Here is a 20153-nt window from a genome sequence, read left to right on the forward strand (position 1 = left end):
CGTCGACCCGGCACCCCGGAGCCGAACCCTCCCCAGAACTGAACCCCCCAGAGCCGAACCCCCAGACCCGGGCAGCGCCGACCGGGTACCGCCGCACACCCGGCCCACCCCCCAGGGCCGCCAGAACGGAGCACCATGCGATCCCCCAGACGTTCCCCGGGGCTCACCGCCCGCCTGACCGCGGCCCTCGTCTCGGCCGCGCTGCTGCTGGCCGGCTGCGCCGCGGGCGAGGCCGGTCAGGGGCCGGCCGACCAGGCACCCCGGCGCGGCGGCACGCTCACCCTGGGCACCACCGGGGAACCGGACAGCTGGGACGTGCACGTGTCGGTGTCCAGCCTGTCCGCGCTCGTGCTGCGCGCGGTCCACGACTCGCTGGTCCACCAGAAGCCCGACGGCACGTTCGAGCCGTGGCTGGCGAAGTCCTGGCAGATCTCCGACGACGGCCTGCGCTACACCTTCGAGCTGCGCGAGGACGTCACCTTCAGCGACGGCACCCGGTTCGACGCCGAGGCGGTCAAGGCCAACTTCGACCACGTGGTCGACCCGGCCACCAAGTCCCGCAACGCCAAGACCATCATCGGCCCCTACGCGGGCACCGAGGTCGCCGGCCCGTTCACCGCCGTGGTCACCTTCAAGTCGCCGTACTCGCCGTTCCTGGCCGCCGCGTCGACGCCCTACCTCGGCTTCCACTCGCCGAAGGTGCTCGCGGACCACCGCGGCGACATCGCCTCGGGCGGCGAGTACGTGGTGGGCACCGGCCCGTTCGTGTTCTCCTCGCTCACCGCGGGCCAGGAGGCGGTGTTCACCCGCAGGCCGGGCTACGCCTGGGCGCCGAAGTCCGCGCCGAACCAGGGCGAGGCACACCTGGACGGCTACAAGGTCCAGTTCCTGTCCGACGACGCCGCCCGGGTGGGCGCGCTGTCGTCCGGGCAGCTCGACGTCGCCGACCAGGTGCCCTCGACGCGGCTGGCCGAGCTGCGCGGCCAGGGCCGGGTGGAGCTGCAGGACCGCGACAACCTCGGCGCGCCGTTCACCTACAACCTCAACGTGACCAGGGCGCCGCTGGACGAGAAGGACGTCCGGCTGGCCGTGCAGGCCGCGGTGGACACCGAGTCCATCACCAAGGGCCTGTTCCAGGGCGCCTACAACCGGGCCTGGTCCGTGCTCACCGCCCCCACCCCCGGCTACGCCAAGGAGGTCGAGGGCACCTGGGGCTATGACAAGGGCCGCGCGGAGAAGTTGCTGTCCGGCGCCGGGTACACCGCCACCGACGCCGAGGGCTACCGCACCCGCGACGGCAGGCGGCTGGCCCTCGACCTGGTCTACGCCTCCGAGTTCACCTCCAAGGAGCAGCTGAACTACCACACCGCGCTCAAGGACGCGCTCAAGCAGGTCGGCGTCGAGCTGGTGCTCAAGCCGCTGGACACCGCGGCCGTCGTGCGGGCCTTCGGCGGCGGCGACTACCACCTGGGCGCGTTCTCGTTCACCTCCCCGGACGGCTCGCTGCTGCGCACCGCGTTCCACTCCGCCAGCCTGCCCGGCAACGGCGGCTCGAACGTCTCGCGGGTGGCCGACCCGGAGATCGACGGGTGGCTCGACGAGGCCCTGCGCACCGGTGACGTGGCCGGGCAGCAGGCCCTGTACGGCAAGGTGCAGCGGAAGGTCCTGGCCGAGGGCCTGGTCCTGCCGACCTACGTGGGCAAGCGGGTGTTCGGCATCCAGCACCGGGTGCGCGGCTTCGAGCTGGACGTGCAGAACCTGCCCACCCTCGAACGGGTCTGGGTGAGCTGAGCGTGGCGCGGTTGATCCTGCGCCGGGCCGTGGCGGGCGTGGCCGTGCTGTGGGGCGCGGTCACGCTCACCTTCCTCGCCGTCGCGCTGACCGGCGGGAACCAGGTGGACTCGATCCTCGGACCGGACTCCGCGACCGTGCCGGGGCTGCGCGAGCAGGTCGCCGCCCAGTACGGCCTGGACCGGCCCCTGGTGGTGCAGTACCTGGACCGGCTGGGTTCGCTGCTCACCGGCGACCTCGGCTGGTCCTACCAGCGCAACCAGCCGGTGACGCGGCTGCTGGCCGACCAGGTGCTGCCGACGCTGACCCTGGCGGCGAGCGCCGCGGTGGTCGGCGCGGCCCTCGCCGTGCTGCTCGCGGTGGCCACCGCCGGGCGGGGCGGGCTGGTGCGGCGGGTGGTGTCGCTGCTGGAGGCGCTGGTGGTGGCGCTGCCGCCGTTCTGGCTGGGCATCGTGCTGCTGTCGGTGTTCTCCTTCGGGCTGCGCTGGTTCCCCGCGTTCGGCGCGGACGGCGTGGCCGGCCTCGTGCTGCCCACCGTCGCCCTGGCGCTGCCCATCGCGGGCGTGCTGGCGCAGGTGGCGCGGCAGGAGCTGGAGGTCGCCGAGGGGCGGCCCTTCGCGCTCAGCGCCCGCGCCCGCGGCCTGAGCGAGCGGCAACTGCTGCTGCGCCACACCCTGCGGCACGCGCTGCTGCCGGTGACCACCCTGTCGGCGTGGGCGGTCGGCGCCCTGGTCGGCGGCGCGGTCCTGGTGGAGCAGGTGTTCTCCCGGCCCGGCCTGGGCCGGGTGCTGGTGGAGGCGGTCAAGCACCGCGACACGCCCGTGGTCACCGCGGTGGTCGTCCTGGCCGCGCTGGTGTTCGTGGTGACCAGCGCGCTCGCCGACGTGCTCTACCCGGTGATCGACGCCCGACTGCGCACGGAGGTCCGATGACCGCGCTCCCCGTGGCGGCGCCCCCGGCGCGCCGCGCCTCCTCCCGGTTCGCGGTCGTGGCGGGCGGTGCGGCGGTCGCGCTGGTCGCCGCGGTGCTGCTGTTCCCCACCTGGTTCGCCCGCTACCCGCCGGAGGCCACCGACGTGCTCAACGCGTTCGCCCCGCCCGGCGCGGACCACCCGTTCGGCACCGACCAGCTCGGCCGGGACGTGTTCTCGCGGCTGGTGCACGGCGCACGCGTGTCGGTGACCATCGGCCTGGTGGCCACCGTCATCGGCGTCGCGCTCGGCTCGGTGCTCGGCCTGGTCGCCGCCGCGGGCGGCCGGTGGGCCGACGTGCTGGTCATGCGGTTGACCGACGTGTGGCTGGCGTTCCCGGAGATCCTGCTGGCCCTGCTGGTCATCGCGCTGATCGGGCCGGGCGCCGCGAACGTCGCGGTGGCCATCGGCGTCGCCGCGACCCCGTACTACGGGCGCCTGGTGCGCGGGCAGGCGCTGGCCGTGATCCGGGCCGAGTACGTGGAGGCCGCGCGGGTGCTCGGCATCGGCCCGGTGCGCACCGCGCTGCGGCACGTGCTGCCCAACATCGGCGGCCCGGTGGTCGTGCTGGCCTCGCTGGGCGCGGGCAGCGCGATCGTCGCCGCGGCCGGGCTGAGCCTGCTCGGCCTCGGACCGCTGCCGCCGACCCCGGAGTGGGGCGCGATGCTCGCCGAGGGGCAGGGCTACCTGGCCTCGGCCTGGTGGATCGCGGTGTTCCCGGGCGCGGCGATCGTGGTGGTGGTGCTGGCGGTCAACGCGCTCGGGCGCGCGGCGCAGTCGAGGGGGCTGAGGTGAACCTGGTCGAGGTCGAGGGGCTGGACGTCGCGTTCGGCCCGACGAAGGTCGTGCGGGACGTGTCGCTGCACGTGGCCGCGGGCGAGTGCCTGGCGCTGGTCGGCGAGTCCGGCTCCGGCAAGAGCGTGACCGCGCGGGCGCTGCTGGGCCTGAACCGGGCGACGGTCACCGCGCGGGCGCTGAGGATCGGTGGCCGCGACGCCCGCGGCTTCGGCGAGCGCCAGTGGCGCGAGGTGCGCGGCGCCGCGGTCGGCCTGGTCTCCCAGGACGCCCTGGTGTCGCTGGACCCGCTGCGCCGCGTCGGCGACGAGGTCGTGGAACCGCTGCGCCTGCACCGGCGCGGCGAACGCGCGCGGTGGCCGCGCCGGGTGGTCGAGGCGCTGGCCGAGGCCGGCGTCCCCGAACCGGAGACGCGCGCCCGCCAGTACCCGCACCAGCTCTCCGGCGGCCTGCGCCAACGCGCCCTGATCGCCGCCGCGCTGGCCGCCCACCCGTCCCTGCTCATCGCCGACGAACCGACCACCGCGCTGGACGTGGTGGTGCAGCGGCAGGTCCTGCGGCTGCTCGGCGAGCTGACCGCCGCCGGCCGCGGCCTGCTGCTGATCAGCCACGACCTGGCCGTGGTCGCCTCGCTGGCCCACCGGGTCGCGGTCATGCGCGACGGCGAGGTGGTGGAGACCGGGCCCACCGACCGGGTGCTGCGGCACCCGGAGCACCCGTACACGAGGGTGCTGGTCGACGCCGCCCGCGGGGTGCGGGTGGACCGGGCGCCGGTGGTCGACGGGCCGGCGCTGGTCGAGGTGGACCGGGTCGACAAGTCGTTCGGCGCGCGCCGGGCGGTGAACTCGGTGTCGCTGACCGTCCGCGCGGGCGAGACCGTCGGCGTGGTGGGGGAGTCCGGGTCGGGCAAGACGACCGTGGCGCGCATGGTGATGGGCCTGGCAGAGCCGGACGGCGGTGCGGTGCGGCTGCGCGGCGAGCCGTGGTCGGGGGTGCCGGAGCGGGCGCGCCGGGCGCGTCGGCGCGACGTCCAGCTGATCAGCCAGAACCCGCTGGCGGCGTTCGACCCGAGGTGGACCGTCGAGCGCATCGTGGGCGAGGGCCTGCCGCGCGGGCGAGGGCGGAAGCAGCGGGTGCGCGAGCTGCTGGGGTCGGTGGGGCTCGGGCCGGAGCTGGCCGCGCGCAAGCCGCACCAGTTGTCGGGCGGGCAGCGGCAGCGGGTGGCGATCGCCCGTGCGCTGGGGCCCGACCCGGCGGTGCTGGTGTGCGACGAGCCGGTGTCGGCGCTGGACGTGTCGGTGCAGGCCCAGGTGCTGGACCTGCTGGCCGGTGTCCAGCGGCGCACCGGGGTGGCCCTGCTGTTCATCACGCACGACCTCGGGGTGGTGCGGGGGATCAGCGACCGGTTGGTGATCATGAAGGACGGGGTGGTGGTGGAGGAGGGGGCGACCGCGGAGGTGTTCCGGGCGCCGCGCCACCCCTACACGCGGGAGCTGCTGGCGGCGGTGCCGCGGTTGGACGAGGCGGTCGCGCGGGCTTCGGGGTGAGCGGGTGCCGCTAGTCAGGCATTCCGGATCGGAGTGCCAGGACCAGCACCAGCATCGGGCTGCACAGGAGGGTCGTCAGGACGCCGACCGCGGTGAGCCTGATCCGCTGGCCGGTCGCCCCGGTGACGCTCCCGCCGACCACGAGCCGCCACCCGAGCGCCAGGCGGGCGGGCAGCAGCACGGAGTGCGGGACGAGCAGGGAGTACCAGGAGAACGCCGCACCGTCCCACGGGGCCACGACCAGCGTTACCGGGAAGGAGAACGTCCAGTACACCGCGAACGTCACCAGCGCCCGCGCGACCAGTCCCAGCGCGAACGGCAACCACGGGCCGTTGAACAGCCACGCCCACCACGGGTACCGGTCGCGGACCTGTTCGGCGGCCGGTTCCGGGACGGTCAGCGAGTCCAGGCGCACCCGGTGCGAGCCGGGGCCGTAGTCGAACGTGCGGGTGCAGGCGGTGGTTCTCGCGTCGTAGGTCGCGGTGCACGACAGCCACGCGCCCGGTGAGGTGTCCAGCCGGACTTCGAGCACCTTCCCGTCGACGGTGGTGGTGCAGGTGGCCACCCGGGCGGCGTCCTTGGCGCAGTCGATGTCGCGGTGGCTGATCGAGAACTGCGTGGTGGTGATCTCGTAGAGGCCGCCGGTGGCGCGTGCGGGTGAGACGGGCGCGACGGCCAGTGCGACGAGCCGTCGTCCCCGGTGCTCCGGCCGGCCACCCCAGAGCAGGTGAGCAACCACCTGGCGTCCGGCGGTGGAGCGTGGCGGGTGGGTGTTCGAACGGCTGCGGTGCGGCGGGAGGGGCGACCGCGGGGACGGGCGGTCGCCCCTCTTCGCGCGGGCGGGGGAACTCACCCGCGCGGGCCCCGGCCCGCGGTGAGCTGACGCCACAGCGCGCGTTCGACGCGGCTGGGCGGCAGGTGCGGGTCGAGGCGTTCCGGGTGGCCGGGGAGAGGGGGCCTGCCACCCGGGAGCAGGTCGGCGCAGCCGGACAGGGCGGTGCCCAGTGCGATCAGCCAGCGCAGCGCGGTCAGCCGGAGCCGGCCGAACGGGGTCGGTCGGGGGAAATCCAGCCCGGGCGAGTCCGGCCCGAGCGGATTCGGCCCGAGCGCACTCGGCCCTGGTCGGTTCGGTGGGGGAGGGGGTGGTCCGGGCTGGCGTGGCGTGGGTGAGGTCGGTGTGGACCGGTGGTCTCCGGCCCGCCCACGCGACGAGCCCGCCGTGTTCGAGCCCACCCCCTCGGAGCCCGCCACCTCACACCGCCGGGTGGAAGCGCCCGTAAGCGCCTCGGTAGAACACCAGCGGTCCGCTTTCGTGGGCGTGGTCCAGGTGCTCCACGCGCCCCACCACGATGTCGTGGTCGCCGGCCGCGTGCTCCGCGACGACCGACACCTCCAGCCAGGCCGGTGTGCCGTCCACGATCAGCGCGCCGCCCGCCGACCGGCTGAAGCCGATGTCGGCGAACTTGTCGCCCGACCTGGCCGCCAGCCTCGCGCACACGTGCCGCTGGTCCTCGCCCAGGATGTTCAACCCCAGCCTCGGCGCCGTGCGCAGCAGCGGCCACGTCGTGCTGGTGTGGGCCACGCAGAACGCCACCAGCGGCGGGTCCAGGGACACCGAGGTGAACGAGTTGACCGCGATGCCGACCGGTTTCCCGTCGGCGAAGCCGGTGACCGCCACGACGCCCGTGGCGTAGCGGCCGAACAGGTCGCGCAGCCGGCGGGTGCCCAGGTCGGCCGGCGGGTTGTCGAGCCGGGTCACCGCTGCTCCTCGTCGAGTGGTGGTGCGCACGCGGTCACGCCCCCACGGCCAGGGCGTAGATGCGCTCCAGGCTGGTCGCCTCCAGCACGTCCGCGAATGGCACCCGCCGCCCCGTCTCCCGCTCCAGCGCGGTCAGCAGGCCCAGCAGCAGCACCGAGTCCCAGCCCGCCACCTCGTCGAGGTGGCGGCCCACGTCCTCGCGGTCGATCACCAAGCCCAGTTCGTCGCCGACCAGGGCCACGAAGTCGTCGATGGTCTTCACCTGCGGTTCCAATCCACGGTCAGGCCCACGTGCGCGGGTGGCGGGGCGATGTCGGTCAGGTCGTGCCGGAAGGTCACCACGTCGCCGTCGTCGGCCACGGTGGCGAAGCCGACGCCCGGCAGGAAGTCGCGGACCTTGCCGTTCTTCGCGGTCGGCCGGTACTCGCCGAGCACGGCGGTGGCGCCGGTGTCGCGGGCGTGCGCCAGCAGCGCCGACAGCGCGGCCTGCTCCACGCCCCGGGCGAACACCCGGCAGCTCAGCAGCACGTTGTCCAGCCGCAGCACGTCGGCCTCGCGGCGGCCCAGCAGCACGCCCACCAGCCCGTTGTCGCCGAACCGGTCCGCGGTGTGCACCGCGACCACGTAGCCGTCGGGGTCCTCGGCCAGCGCCCGCACGTCGGCCGGCTGGAGCCGCCGCGTGGTCAGGTTGAACTGGTTGGTGCGCAACGTGACCTGCGAGACCCGCGCCAGCTCCTCGGGCCGGGCCCGGGCGACGCGCACCCGCACGCCCAGCTCGTCCAGGTAGTCCTGGACGGAGTCGAACGAGCGCAGGAAGTCCTGGCGCCCCAGCTCCTCCTGGTAGCGCGCGGGCCGGGCCACGTCCTCCGCGGTCAGGTCCGGCACGTCGAACCAGCCCTGCGCCAGCAGGCGGTCCACGTGCAGCGCGGGTTCCTCGTCGACGGCCACCACCGCCACCCCGGGCAGCTCCCGGCGCACCAGGCCCCGCTCGTAGGGGCTGTCGTCGACGAACACGAAGCTGTCCACGCCCAGGTTGAGCACGTCGGCCAGCTCGCGGAGGTTGTCGTGCTTGGGCCGCCAGTTCGCGACCACCCGGACGAAGTCCTCCTCGCGCACGGCCAGCCGCGGGTGGCCGCCCAGCGCCTCGCGCACCGGCCCCGGGTCGTTCTTGCTCAGCGCGGCCAGCAGCACGCCCTGGGAGGCGAGCTGGCGCAGGGTGGCCTGGAAGGCGCGGAACGCCTCGCCCCGGTAGGTGTCGGCGACCTCGATGCCCTCCACGCCGTCGTCGCCGAGGATGCCGCCCCACGTGGTGCCGTCCAGGTCGACCGCGAGGACCTTCTTGGCCCGCCCGGTCGAGGCCCGCGCCAGGTGCGCGACCTCGCGCGCGTAGGCGTGCAGCAGCTCGGGGGACAGGTGGGCCTTGGTGTAGGCGGCGAGCCGGGGCTCCAGCACGGCGATCCCGTCGGAGAGCAGGGCGTCGCTGTCGAGCACCACGAGTGCCGGGTGGTCCTCGGTCAGCCGCAGCAGCCGCGCGTTCGCCTCGCGCCACACCGCGCCCAGCCGCGCCCGCGACCGGTGGTCGACCAGCTGCGCCGGGTACCGCCGGGGCAGCGGGACGGTGTTGAGCACCAGCGTGCCGCGGCCGGCCGAGGTGAACCGGATGACCAGCTTCTCCAGCAGCGCCACCCGCTCCGCCAGCACGGCGGCCACGTCGTCGGCCCGCCACGGCGACGGCGCCTCGGCGAACACCGACGCCGCGTCCAGCAGGACGAGCGTGAGGTCCGCGGGCGGGCCGGCCGGGTCGGACAGCTCGGTGACGTAGCCGCCGAAGTCGCCGACCCGCACCCGGGCCAGCAGCCCGTGCCGGGCCAGCTCGCCGGTCAGCGGCGCGACGATCCCGTCCAGCGTGCCGGTCCCGGTCACCGCCACGCGGAAGCCGGGTGTGCCGGGGTGGGCGCGCAGCACCTCGTCGGGGTCCAGGCGCGACAGCAGTTGCCCGGCGCGGCGCAGCACGTCGGGGTCGGCGTCGGCCAGCAGGTCGCGCACCCGCGGGTAGCGCTCGACCAGGGAGCCCGACCGGGCCAGGGCGCGCAGTTCGTCCGCTGCGGTGTCCATGGGGCGATGGTGTCCGGTTCCGCTGAAGCCGCACTAAGCCCGCTGGTCGGCGGTGCGTCCCGGATCGTGGACGTATGTAGTTCCTCCGATGTGCGCGCCCGGGCCGCCGACCAGACTCCGTGGCCGGACCGTTCCCGCGCCGGGGCCGGTACCGAGGCCGATCATGGGGGTTTTCCGTTGCCGTTCCAGATCCTGGGCACGCTCCGCGTAGTGGGCGACGACGTCGCCGACGCGCCGAGCGCCCACAAGGTCAAGACACTGCTGGCCACCCTGCTCATCCGGGCGAACCAGGTCGTCTCGGCGGACCAGTTGCTGGCGGAGCTCTGGGGCGACGACCCGCCGCGCCGCGCGCTGGCCGGCCTGCACGTCTACGTCTCGCAGCTGCGCAAGTTCCTGGCGGGCGTGCTGCCCGGCCCCGACCGCGTGGTGACCCGCGCGCCGGGCTACCTGATCAGGGTCGACGCCGACGAGGTCGACCTGCTGGTCTTCCGCAGGCTGGTGCACCAGGGCCGCAACTACGTGCGGGCGGGGCGGCACGAGGAGGCGGCGGGCGCCTTCGCCGAGGCGCTGGAGCTGTCCCGCGAGTCGGTGCTCGACGACCTGCGCGAGGGTGCCATCGTCACCCGCTTCGCCACGTGGGTGGAGGAGCTGCGCCTGGAGTGCACCGAGATGTTCGTGGAGTGCAACTTCACCCTCGGCAGGCACCGGGAGCTGGTCGGGTTCCTGCACGAGCTGGTGGCCGAGCACCCGCTCCACGAGGCGTTCCACCGGCAGCTGATGCTGGCGCTGTACCGGTCCGACCGCCGGGCCGACGCCCTGGGCGTCTACCAGGCGGCCCGCGACACCATCACCAGCGAGCTGGGCCTGGAGCCCTGCCGGGCCATGCGCGAGCTGCACCACGCCATCCTGCTCGGCGAGGACGAGCGGCTGGCGGTCTAGGGCCGAGCAACCCGATCAGCCCGACCACGTCGCGAAACCCGGTCCGTGCCGCAACGGCGCGCCACGGCACCGGGCCAATCCGCGTCCCGGACCGGCGAAGGGCTGGACCGGGCGAAACCGGCAGTCCACCAAAACCGACAGCCCGTCGAAACCGGAAATCCGTGGAACTCCCGCCCCGGCGCACCCCTCACCCCAGCGAGGCCAGCAGCCGGACCAGCTCCGCCCGGGAGCTGACCCCCAGCTTGCGGTACACCCGGGTCAGGTGCAGGTCCACCGTCCGCGGGCTCATCACCAGCTCCTCGGCGATGTCCCGGCTCCGCTTCCCGGTCGCCGCGATCCGCGCGATCTGCGCCTCCCGCCTGGTCAGCACCGACAGGTCCACCGCGTCCGCCCGCCGCGGCGTGAGCCGGTGGCGCTGCTGGTCGGCGCTCTCGTAGACCACCGTCGCACCCACCTGGCGCGCCAGCTCCCGCGCCAGCAGCAGGTCGGCGCCCGCCTGCTCGGCCCGCCCGGCCGCCTGGGAGCTGCCCGCCGCGTGGTTGAGGGCCCGGATGCGCGACCCGGTCATCCCCAGCGTCGCGAACGACTCCGCCGCCTCCCGGTACAGCTCCGCGGCCTGGCAGTGCTCACCGCCCGCGCGCAGCGCGTGCGCCCGCGCCAGCAGCGCGAACCCCACGTGGTTGGGCTGCCCGACGAACTCGGCGGCCTCCGCCGCGCGCCGCGCCCACTCCTCCGCGCCCCCGGTGTCGCCGTTGTCCGCCGCGATCGACGACAGCGTCTCGTAGCACCAGGGCCTGGTCATCGGCGAGACGAACGCCAGGTCCGGCCCGCCGCCCGCGCCGAGGATCACCGCGGTGGCGCGGTCGGTGTCGCCGTCCATGTGCAGCGCCGAGGCGAGCAGCAGCAGGCCGTTGGTGCCGAACCACCAGTTGCGCGGCAGCTTGGCCCGCGCGGCGCGCTCGGCCCGGTCGACCGCGAGCCTGCTGCCGCCGCGCCCGTTGGTCCACGCCAGGTAGGCCGCCTCCAGCATCTCCGCCAGGTTGGCCACGTGCGGCGAGCCCAGGCGCTGCGCGACCCGCTTGGCCTCGGCCGCGCTCTCCCGCGTCTCCTCCAGCCTGGCCACGCAGTGGTGGACCCAGCTCAACCCCATCAGCACGATCGGCAGCAGGCACGAGGTCGGCTGCCTGCGCAGCAGCGCCAACTGGCGGCCCAGGTGGCGCAGGGCGTCGTCGAACCGGGCCACGATGGTCTCGGCCCAGCCGAGCACGGTCAGGTGGTCGGGGTGGTCGGCCAGCTCCGCGTCGGGCAGCGCGTCGGCCAGCGCGGCGCACCCGGTGATCAGCTCGTGCGCGGCGTTGACGTCGCCGGTGTGCGCGGCGCGCAGGGCCTGCACGGCCAGGGCGCCCATCGCCGCCACCCGCTGCCCCGCCCCGCCGGTGTCCACCCCGGCCACGCGCTCGATCTCGGCGTCGTCGGGCAGGTCGCCGTCGAACAGGCCGACCATCACCCGCCGCGCCACCAGCCGGACCAGGGCGTCCGGGTCGGTGGTGCCCGCCAGCTCCGCGGACAGCAGGTTGCCCGCGCCCGGGTAGTCGCCCAGGAAGCACTCCAGGAGCGCCTGCTCGGCCACCAGCGCGGCCCGGTCGCCGTTCCCGTCGGCGATCGCGGCGGCCAGCACGTCCCGTGCCTCGGTGAGCCCGCCGTCGGCGACCAGCGCCCTGGCCAGCAGGTCGGCCGCGGGCGGTAAGCGGTCCGGGGAGACCTCGCCGGCCAGGCGCAGCCAGCGCACCGCGTCGCCGGGCGCGTCCACGGCGGCCTCGCGGGCGGCGGCCACCAGCAGCGGCACGTCGTCGGGGCGGGGCGCGGACTCGACGTGCGGCACGCGCTCCCGCGCGGGTCGGTCGGCCAGCACCTCCAGCGCGCGGCGGTGCGCCGCCTCCCGGACGCACCAGTCGATCCGCCGGTACACCACGTCGCGCAGCACCTCGTGCCGGAACCGCAGCACACCGGGCTGGGGCACCTCGCGCAGCAGGTCGCGGCGCAGCAGGCCGGCCACGGCCGCGCAGGTCGCGTCGGGTGCCAGGTCGGCGACGCGCGCGGCGGCGACCGCGACGAAGCTCGTGCCCAGCACCGCGCCCGCGTGCAGCACGGCCGCCTCGTCCGGGGCGAGGCCGGCCAGCTCGCCGGCGAGCAGCACGCCGAGCCGGTCGCCGACCTCGGCGCGGGACAGGGCCAGCAGGTACAGCGGGTTGCCCTCGGCGCGCCGGTGCAGGTCGAGCAGCGCCTCGTCGGCCGGGTCGGCGCCGACGAGCAGCGCCGCCTGCGCCGCGGTCAGCGGTGCCAGGGTGAGCCGGTCGCCGGTGCCCGCGTCGACGGCCTGGGTGATCGCGTTGCGCAGCGCCCGGCACGCCTCGCGGGGCCGCTGGGCGACCACCACGAGCACCGGCGCGGACACCGGGTAGCGGGTCAGGTACTCGACGAAGCGCGCCGACGCACCGTCGGCCAGGTGGAAGTCGTCCAGCAGGAGCAGCACCGGTTCGGTGGCCAGGGCGGTCAGCGCCGACCGCAGGGCCGGGTGGACCTGCTCGGGGTCGGCGGCCGGGTCGAGCCCGGCGACCGCACCGGGTCCCAGCGGCTCGGTGACGGCGTGGAACGGGACCTCGCGGTCGGCGCGCCCGCTGCGACCGCGCAGCACGCGGATGCCGAGCGCGTGGGCCCGGGCCGCTACGTGGCCCAGCAGCCGGGTCTTGCCGGTGCCCGGGTCGCCTTCGAGCTCGACCACGCCTCCCCAGCCGCCGGCCAGCGCCTCCAGCGCGGAGTCCAGCCACCGCGCCTCCGCGACGCGTACGACGGGTTCCCGGGGTTCCCGGGGTTCCCGGCCACCGGGGTTCGGTCCGCTACGCACGGGAGCCGACGGTACCGTGAACATTTGCCTTCCCGAGCCCCCTGACCAGTGGGTGGACACCCGCGTCCACGCGCTTGACGCGGCACCCGACGGGTTAAGCCGCGCTTTGGCGCCGCCGCGCACGATCGACCGCGTCGCAGCCGCTTCGCAGGGGAGTGCCCGTGGACCCGATCTCGCGCCTGACCCGCTTCGTCGACCACGACTCGCTGACCCCGCTGCACGACCGCGACGGCGTGGCCGCGGTGGTCGCGCGGGCCCGGGTGGACGGTGGCAAGGTCGTCGTGTTCTGCACCGACGCCACCGTCAAGGGCGGTGCGTTCGGCCGCGCCGAGTGCGAGCGCATCGCCGACGCCATCGACCTCGCGCACGCCGAGGGCATCCCGGTCATCGGCCTGTGGCACTCCGGCGGCGCCAAGCTGGGCGACGGCGTGGAGTCGATGGACGGCATCGGCCGCGTCTTCGCCGCCTCGGTCCGCGCGTCGGGCCGGGTGCCGCAGCTGTCGGTGATCCTGGGCCCGGCGGCGGGTGGCGCGGCCTACGGGCCCGCGCTGACCGACGTCGTGGTGACCGCGCCCGAGGCCCGGGTGTTCGTCACCGGTCCCGAGGTGGTGCGCAGCGTCACCGGCGAGCGGATCGACATGGCGGGCCTGGGCGGGCCCGAGGCGCACAGCCGCAAGTCCGGCGTGGTGCACGTGGCGGCCGACTCGGAGGCCGACGCCTTCGCCCGCACCCGCAACCTGGTGCGGCTGCTGGTGTCGCCGGGCGAGTTCGCCGCCGACCTGCCCGCCGCCGACCTCGACGACGTGCTGCCCGCCTCGCCGCGGCGCGCCTACGACGTCAAGCCGCTGCTGCACCGGGTGCTCGACCCGGGCTCGTTCGAGGAGCTGCAGGCCAAGTGGGCGCCCAACGTGGTGGTGGGCCTGGGCCGGCTCGGCGGCGGCGCGGTCGGGGTGGTGGCGAACAACCCGCTGCGCAAGGGCGGCTGCCTGGACTCGCTGAGCGCGGAGAAGGCTTCGCGGTTCGTGCGGATGTGCGACGCGTTCGGCGTGCCGCTGCTGGTGGTCGTGGACGTGCCCGGCTACCTGCCCGGGGTCGGCCAGGAGTGGGGCGGTGTGGTGCGGCGCGGCGCGAAGCTGCTGCACGCCTTCGCGGAGGCCGTGGTGCCGCGGGTGACGCTGGTGACCCGCAAGTCCTACGGTGGCGCGTACATCGCGATGAACTCGCGGTCCCTGGGCGCGACGGCGGTGTTCGCCTGGCCCGGCGCGGAGGTCGCGGTGATGGGCGCGGAGGCGGCGGTCGGCGTGCTGCACCGCAAGAAGCTGGCCGCGGTGGAGGACGAGGCGGAGCGCGAGAAGCTGCGCGCGCGGCTGGTGGTGGAGCAGCAGGCGACGGCGGGCGGGGTGGACCGGGCGCTGGCGCTGGGCGTGGTGGACGAGGTGGTCGAGCGGGCCGACACGCGGGCCCGGCTGGTGCGGGCGTTCCGGGATGCGGTCTCCGAGCCGCGGCGGCGGGGCGCGCACGGCAACATCCCGCTGTGAGGCGGGGACCTCGCACAGCAGGACGACGGCGCCGGCCCACGCGGGACCGGCGCCGTCGTCGTCTTCACGATCTCAGCGGTCGACGAACTGGAGGCTGAAGTCGGTCAGCTTCCTGCCGCGCACCTCACCCGCGGGCAACGCCTCCTCGATGCGCCGGAGGTCCCCTTCGGACAGTTCGACCCCCGCCGCGCCCAGGTTCTCCTCCAGGTGCTCCACCCGCCGGGTGCCCGGGATCGGCACCACGTCCGGCCCCTGGTGCAGCAGCCACGCCAGGGCGAGCTGACCGGCGGTCACGCCGAACTCGGCGGCCACCGCCTCGAAGCGGGTCACCAGCGCCAGGTTGTGGTCGAAGTTCTCCTCGCTCAACCTCGGCTGGGCCACGAACCGGAAGTCCGTCGGGTCGAACACGTCGCGGGAGCGGTACCTGCCGGTCAGGAAACCCCGGCCCAGCGGCGCGTTCGGCACCAGCGCGATGCCCAGCTCCCGCGCGGTCGGCGCGATCTCCGGCTCGATCTCGCGCGACCACACCGACCACTCCGTCTGCAACGCGGTGATCGGGTGCACGGCGTGGGCGCGCCGGATCGTGGCGGCGGACGCCTCGGACAGGCCGAGGTGGCGGACCTTGCCCTCGGCCACCAGCTCGGCCAGCGCGCCGACGGTCTCCTCGATCGGCACCGAGGTGTCCACCCTGGCCTGGTAGTACAGGTCGACGTGGTCGACGCCGAGCCTGCGCAGCGACGCCTCCAGCGCCTCCCGCACGTACGCCCGGTCGCCGCGGACCTCCTGGCCGATGCCGTTGTCGGCCCGGCGGACGCCGAACTTGGTGGCGATCAGCACCTCGTCGCGCCGGTCGGCCAGGGCCTTGCCCAGCAGCTCCTCGCCGGTGCCGTGGCCGTAGACGTCGGCGGTGTCGAACAACGTCACGCCCAGGTCGACGGCACGCCTGATGGTGGCGGTGGACTGCGCGTCGTCGGTGGGGCCGTAGAACTCGGCGACGCCGAGCCCGCCCAGGCCCAGCGCGCCGACCTCCGCTCCACCGAGCGTGCGGGTGGGCAGCTTGCTCATCGGGACTCCGTTCTCGCGGACCGGGATTCTCGACCGCAGCGTGGCGGTCGCGGCTAAAGAGCCGCTGAACGCGACCGGTTCAGAGCCGCTCAAGGTGCGGTTCAGCCCGCCTGCCTACGGTCGCGGTGAAGCTTTCACGAAGACCAGCGAGGGGACCGTCGATGTCGGTTAAGACCAAGTTGTCCACGTGGGCGATCACCCGGTTCGCGACACCGCCGTTCGCCCCCGACCCCAAGGACCCGAGGGTGGCCGACCCGGGGAACTCGTTGCAGCTGTTCGACCTGAGCGAGAAGGTGCTCAAGTACGAGTCCAACAACGACGACCCCGAGGGCGAGAACCCCACCCTCGACGACGAGGCGTCCGTGGCCTACGAGCTGTTCGACGGCGACGGCAGGCGGGTGGGGCGGACCAAGGGCGTCGGCCGGATGCTGTACCAGCGCGAGGACGGCGGTTTCGTCGCCTACTTCTCCGAGGAGATCACCCTCCACGACGGCACCGTGGTGCGCACCGGCGGCCTGGTGGACGACACCCGGCTCACCAGGGGCGAGCAGGCGACGATCCAGGCGGTCGCGGTCGCCGGGCCGTTCAAGGGCGCGGTGGGCTTCCGCCAGTTCCGCCCCGTGGTGCCGCACAAGGAGTACCAGTCGAACATCGTGCTCTACCGCCGCTGAGCCGACACCGAGGAGGGGGCGCCGGAATTCCGGCGCCCCCTTCCGTCATGCGCTCAGGTCCACGGTCCAGTCCGCCGCGGACAGCTCCGCCCGCAGGTAGCGCGCCAGCGCCCGCGGCGTCGGGTGCTCGTAGATGGCCACCGGCGGCAGCAGCACCCCGGCCACGGTCTTGAGCCGGTTGCTCAGCTCCAGGGCCGTGAACGAGGAGAACCCGACCTCCAGCAGGCTCGCCTCCGAGCCCACCAGCTCCGGCGAGTCGTGCCCGAGCACCACCGCGGCCTGCGTGCGCAGCAGGTCCAGCACCAGCTCCTCCTGCTCCTCGGCGGGCGCGTCGGCCACCCGGCGCAGCCAGGACCGGGTGGGCGCGGGCGGCGCGACCCCCTCGAACAGCGGGCCCGTCGTGGTGGACCAGTCGAAGTCGGCGACGACCAGGTGCCCGGCCGCGGGTGCCTGCGCCAGGGCCGCCACGGCGAAGCGCAGGGCCGTGGCCGACGCGGGCCACGGGCCGAACGCCACCGACGCGCCGGGCAGGCCCAGCGCCCGCCGGTGCCTGGCCAGGGCGGCGGCCGGGCCGTCCGCGCCGAACCGGGTCACCACCACGAACGCCGCCAGGTCCAGGCCGCGCGTCGCGGCGTCCAGCGCTTCGGCGGACTCGTCGTCCACCACCACGGCGGTCACCGAGGACGGGTCGTCGGTCCCGCGCACCACCTCCGCGCCCGACCGCGCCACCCACCGGGCGACCAGGTCGGCCAACTCGCCCCGCCCGGCGACCAGCACCCGGCCCGCCGGCCGCCACGCCGGGCCGGCGGCGGAACGGGTCAGGCGCCGGGCGGTCAGCACGCCGTCGCGCAGCGCCAGCCGGTCGACCGGGCCGCCGACCGCCGAGCCGACCAGGGCCAGGTCGGTGTCGGCGGCGACGTCCAGCACGCCCACCACCGGGGGGACCGCGCCCCACAGGCGTGCCTGCTCGGGGTCGCCGGCCGCGTCGCGGGTCACCACCCACAGCGGCGCGGACGTGCGGCGGGCCAGCAGCGCCTCGGTGGCCGCCACCGGGTCGGGGCCGAACGCCAGCAGCGAGACCACGCCGTCGTAGCCGGTCAGGTCCGCGGTGGGGCCGACCGGCTCGCCGAACCCGCCGACCGGGACCGGGACGCCGTCCGGCACCACGACCGCCCACCGCCCGGTCGCGGCCCGCCCGGGAACCGCCGACCAGGTCTCGGCGTACCGCCAGGAGTGCTGCTCGCGCGCCGCCTCCAGCGCGGGCCGCAGCACCTCCAGGGCGGCGCGCTCGGTGTCGTCGGCGTGCTCCAGCAGCTGGGCGAGGTCCGGCTCGGCGTCCCGGGCGCGCCCCGGCGGCAGCCAGTACCGGTCGCCCTGGAACGCGTAGGTCGGCACGGCCAGGTCGGGCGCCGGCGCCGGGCGGCCCCACCCCACGTCCGCGCCCGCCGCGTGCAGCCTGCCCAGCGCCTCGCGCACCGAGCGGTCCTCGGGCACGTCCCGGCGCAGCGCGGGTTCGAACGTCGCCTCGCCGGTCACGCAGTTCGCGGCGAGCGCGCTGAGCGTGGCGTCGGGCCCGATCTCCAGGAAGTGCCGCACGCCCAGCGACTCCAGGGTGCGGACGCCGTCGAGGAACCGGACCGCGCCGCGCAGGTGGTCGGCCCAGTAGTCGGCGGTGGTGGCGCGGGCGTCGGCCAGCCGGCCCGTCACGTTGGACACCAGCGGGATGCGCGGCCGCGCGAACACCAGCTTGCCCGCCACCCGCCGGAAGATGTCCAGGATCGGTTCCATGTGCGGCGAGTGGAACGCGTGGCTGACCCGGAGCTTGCGGGTCTTCACCCCGTCCGCGCGGAACCGGGCGGCGAGCGCGGTGACCGCGTCCCGGTCGCCGGACACCACGGTCGAGCGGGGCCCGTTGACCGCGGCGACGCTCACCAGGTCCTCCTGGCCTGCCAGCGCGGCGACGACCACGGCCTCCGGCGCGGCCACCGACACCATCAGACCGCCCTCGGGCGCGGCCTGCATCAGCTTGCCGCGCGCGGCCACCAGCGCGCACGCCTCCCGCAGCGGCAGCATCCCCGCGACGTGGGCCGCGGACAGCTCGCCGATCGAGTGCCCGATCAGGTAGTCGGGGGTGAAGCCGCGCGAGGCGACCAGCCGGTACAGCGCCACCTCGAACGCGAACAGCGCGGCCTGGGTGAACGCCGTCTGGTCCAGCAGGGCGGCGTCCGCGTCGCCGGGCGAGGCGAACACCACGTCCTTGATCGGCCGGTCCAGCAGCGGGTCGAGCACCGCGCACACCTCGTCCAGCGCGGCGGCGAACACCGGCTCCGACCGGTAGAGGTCGCGGCCCATGCCCAGCCGCTGGCTGCCCTGGCCGGTGAACAGCACGGCCGTGCGGCCCTTGGCGGCGGTGCCGGTCACCACGTCCGGCGACGCCTCGCCCGCGGCCAGCCGGTCCAGCGCGGCGACCACGTCGGTCCGCCCCTCGGCCAGCACGACCGCGCGCAGCGGCAGGCGCGGCTTGGCCGCCAGGCAGCCCGCGAGGTCGGCCGGCGGCACGTCGGCGTTGTCCCGCAGGAAGTCGGCCAGCCGGCGCGCCTGCGCCCGCAGGGCCTCGTCGGTGCGGGCGGTCACGACCAGCGGCACGTCCGCGGCGGGCGCGGCCGGCCGCCCGACCTCGTCGGCCTGCTCGATGACGACGTGGGCGTTGGTGCCGCTGATGCCGAAGGACGACACCGCCGCGCGGCGCGGCCGGTCCACCGCGGGCCACGGGCGCTGCTCGGTCAGCAGCTCGACCGCGCCGGCCGACCAGTCCACGTTCGGGCTGGGCCGGTCCACGTGCAGGGTGCGGGGCAGCACGCCGTCGCGCAGGGCACCGATGACCTTGATGATGCCCGCGACCCCCGCCGCGGCCTGGGTGTGGCCGATGTTGGACTTGACCGACCCCAGGTACAGGGGCGTGTCGCGGTCCGGGCCGTAGGTCGCCAGCAGCGCCTGGGCCTCGATCGGGTCGCCCAGGGTGGTGCCGGTGCCGTGCGCCTCCACCAGGTCCACCTCGGACGGTGCCAGGCCCGCGTCGGCGAGCGCGGCGCGGATGACCCGCTGCTGGGACGGCCCGTTCGGCGCGGTGAGGCCGTTGGACGCGCCGTCGGAGTTCACCGCCGACCCGCGGACCACCGCGAGCACCCGGTGCCCGTTGCGGCGCGCGTCGGACAGCCGCTCCAGGACGAGCTGGCCGACGCCCTCGGCGAAACCGGTGCCGTCGGCCGCGGCGGCGAACGCCTTGCACCGGCCGTCCGCCGAGAGCCCGCGCTGGCGGCTGAACTCGACGAAGGTCGCCGGGTTGGCCATCACGGTCGCGCCGCCGGCGACCGCGAGGTCGCACTCGCCGTCGCGCAGCGCCCGGGCCGCCAGGTGCAGGGCGACCAGGGAGGAGGAGCACGCGGTGTCCACGGTGAGCGCGGGGCCCTCGAACCCGAAGGTGTAGGCGATGCGGCCGGACGCCACGCTGTTGGCGTTGCCGGTCATCAGGTAGCCGTCCAGGCCGTCGGGCAGCCCGGCGGAGAACGAGACGTACTCCTGGCCGATGAGCCCGGTGAACACGCCGGTGCGGCCGCCGCGCAGGGACTCGGGGTCGATGCCGGCGCGTTCCAGTGCCTCCCAGGTGACCTCCAGCAGCAGCCGGTGCTGCGGGTCCATCGCCACCGCCTCGCGCGGCGAGATGCCGAAGAACTCCGCGTCGAAGCGGGACGGGTCGGCCAGGAAGCCGCCCTCGCGGGTGTAGACGCGGCCGGGGGCGTCCGGGTCCGGGTCGTACAGGTCGTCCCAGCCGCGGTCGGTCGGGAAGGGGCCGACCGCGTCACGACCCGCGGCCACCAGGCGCCACAGGTCCTCCGGTGACTCGACGCCGCCGGGGAACCGGCAGGCCGCGCCGACGATGGCGATCGGCTCGTGCCGGTCGGCGTCCCGCCCGACCCGGTGTTCGGTTCCGCGGCCCGGTCTCGGGTCCTCGGCCATGGTGCTTCCTCCCCAGCGTTGTCGTTCAGTGCTCGGTGCCG

15 protein-coding genes and 1 pseudogene are annotated in these 20153 nt (G+C 75.3%); 7 read left to right on the forward strand and 9 right to left on the reverse strand.

Annotated features, from left to right (window positions below):
- Window positions 1–135 precede the first annotated feature (135 nt).
- The 4 genes from EKG83_RS18740 to EKG83_RS18755 are packed head-to-tail and all read left to right on the forward strand — an operon-like array spanning window position 136 to window position 5103.
- The gene (locus tag EKG83_RS18740; protein WP_051766713.1) at window positions 136–1791 is read left to right on the forward strand and encodes an ABC transporter substrate-binding protein; all 1656 of its coding nucleotides are present in this window, start codon (window positions 136–138) and stop codon (window positions 1789–1791) included.
- Between the two features lie 2 nt (window positions 1792–1793).
- Window positions 1794–2723, forward strand: a complete 930-nt coding sequence (locus EKG83_RS18745) for an ABC transporter permease (protein WP_063741452.1) — start codon at window positions 1794–1796, stop codon at window positions 2721–2723.
- The gene (locus tag EKG83_RS18750; protein WP_033434364.1) at window positions 2720–3556 is read left to right on the forward strand and encodes an ABC transporter permease; all 837 of its coding nucleotides are present in this window, start codon (window positions 2720–2722) and stop codon (window positions 3554–3556) included. Before EKG83_RS18745 ends, EKG83_RS18750 begins: the two co-directional genes overlap by 4 nt.
- The gene (locus EKG83_RS18755) at window positions 3553–5103 is read left to right on the forward strand and encodes a dipeptide ABC transporter ATP-binding protein (protein ID WP_033434365.1); all 1551 of its coding nucleotides are present in this window, start codon (window positions 3553–3555) and stop codon (window positions 5101–5103) included. The genes EKG83_RS18750 and EKG83_RS18755 overlap by 4 nt, the downstream gene beginning before the upstream one ends.
- A gap of 10 nt (window positions 5104–5113) precedes the next feature.
- On the opposite strand, the gene EKG83_RS18760 is transcribed toward EKG83_RS18755, so the two are convergent.
- The 5 genes from EKG83_RS18760 to EKG83_RS18775 form a co-directional block, all read right to left on the reverse strand.
- Window positions 5114–5842 (reverse strand): hypothetical protein, encoded by a 729-nt coding sequence (locus tag EKG83_RS18760; RefSeq protein WP_033434366.1) that lies wholly within the window; start codon window positions 5840–5842, stop codon window positions 5114–5116.
- A gap of 110 nt (window positions 5843–5952) precedes the next feature.
- Complete coding sequence (locus EKG83_RS49640) at window positions 5953–6354, reverse strand: DUF6059 family protein (protein WP_407690764.1); 402 nt, start codon at window positions 6352–6354, stop codon at window positions 5953–5955.
- Between the two features lies 1 nt (window position 6355).
- Complete coding sequence (locus EKG83_RS18765; RefSeq protein ID WP_033434367.1) at window positions 6356–6862, reverse strand: flavin reductase family protein; 507 nt, start codon at window positions 6860–6862, stop codon at window positions 6356–6358.
- Window positions 6863–6896: 34 nt separating this feature from the next.
- Window positions 6897–7124 carry a phosphopantetheine-binding protein gene (locus EKG83_RS18770; RefSeq protein WP_033434368.1) on the reverse strand — a complete coding sequence of 76 codons (228 nt, stop codon included), beginning with the start codon at window positions 7122–7124 and terminating at the stop codon, window positions 6897–6899.
- A complete protein-coding gene (locus EKG83_RS18775) occupies window positions 7121–8977 on the reverse strand; it encodes an HAD-IIIC family phosphatase (RefSeq protein ID WP_033434369.1) in 1857 nt (618 codons plus the stop codon). Before EKG83_RS18775 ends, EKG83_RS18770 begins: the two co-directional genes overlap by 4 nt.
- A gap of 177 nt (window positions 8978–9154) precedes the next feature.
- Between EKG83_RS18775 and EKG83_RS18780 the strand changes: the two genes are divergently transcribed.
- Window positions 9155–9916: an AfsR/SARP family transcriptional regulator gene (locus tag EKG83_RS18780; protein WP_033434370.1), complete on the forward strand. Its 762-nt coding sequence runs from the start codon at window positions 9155–9157 to the stop codon at window positions 9914–9916.
- Between the two features lie 187 nt (window positions 9917–10103).
- Here EKG83_RS18780 and EKG83_RS18785 read toward each other — a convergent pair whose 3' ends face one another.
- Entirely contained in the window at window positions 10104–12821 is a 2718-nt protein-coding gene (locus EKG83_RS18785) for a LuxR C-terminal-related transcriptional regulator (protein WP_033434371.1), read from the reverse strand.
- A gap of 161 nt (window positions 12822–12982) precedes the next feature.
- Between EKG83_RS18785 and EKG83_RS18790 the strand changes: the two genes are divergently transcribed.
- The gene (locus tag EKG83_RS18790; RefSeq protein ID WP_248782445.1) at window positions 12983–14359 is read left to right on the forward strand and encodes an acyl-CoA carboxylase subunit beta; all 1377 of its coding nucleotides are present in this window, start codon (window positions 12983–12985) and stop codon (window positions 14357–14359) included.
- Between the two features lie 72 nt (window positions 14360–14431).
- Here EKG83_RS18790 and EKG83_RS18795 read toward each other — a convergent pair whose 3' ends face one another.
- Window positions 14432–15424: an aldo/keto reductase gene (locus EKG83_RS18795; RefSeq protein ID WP_033434372.1), complete on the reverse strand. Its 993-nt coding sequence runs from the start codon at window positions 15422–15424 to the stop codon at window positions 14432–14434.
- Window positions 15425–15585: 161 nt separating this feature from the next.
- On the opposite strand from EKG83_RS18795, the gene EKG83_RS18800 reads away from it, so the two are divergent.
- A complete protein-coding gene (locus EKG83_RS18800; RefSeq protein ID WP_211269235.1) occupies window positions 15586–16095 on the forward strand; it encodes an allene oxide cyclase barrel-like domain-containing protein in 510 nt (169 codons plus the stop codon).
- Between the two features lie 45 nt (window positions 16096–16140).
- On the opposite strand, the gene EKG83_RS18805 is transcribed toward EKG83_RS18800, so the two are convergent.
- Both EKG83_RS18805 and EKG83_RS49990 read right to left on the reverse strand, forming a co-directional pair.
- Entirely contained in the window at window positions 16141–19281 is a 3141-nt protein-coding gene (locus EKG83_RS18805; protein WP_428829936.1) for a type I polyketide synthase, read from the reverse strand.
- Window positions 19282–19311: 30 nt separating this feature from the next.
- A pseudogene (locus tag EKG83_RS49990) lies at window positions 19312–20112 on the reverse strand (beta-ketoacyl synthase N-terminal-like domain-containing protein); the annotation flags it as partial.
- Window positions 20113–20153 lie beyond the last annotated feature (41 nt).

Origin of the sequence: Saccharothrix syringae, from assembly GCF_009498035.1 — a bacterium.
Lineage (GTDB): Bacteria > Actinomycetota > Actinomycetes > Mycobacteriales > Pseudonocardiaceae > Actinosynnema > Actinosynnema syringae.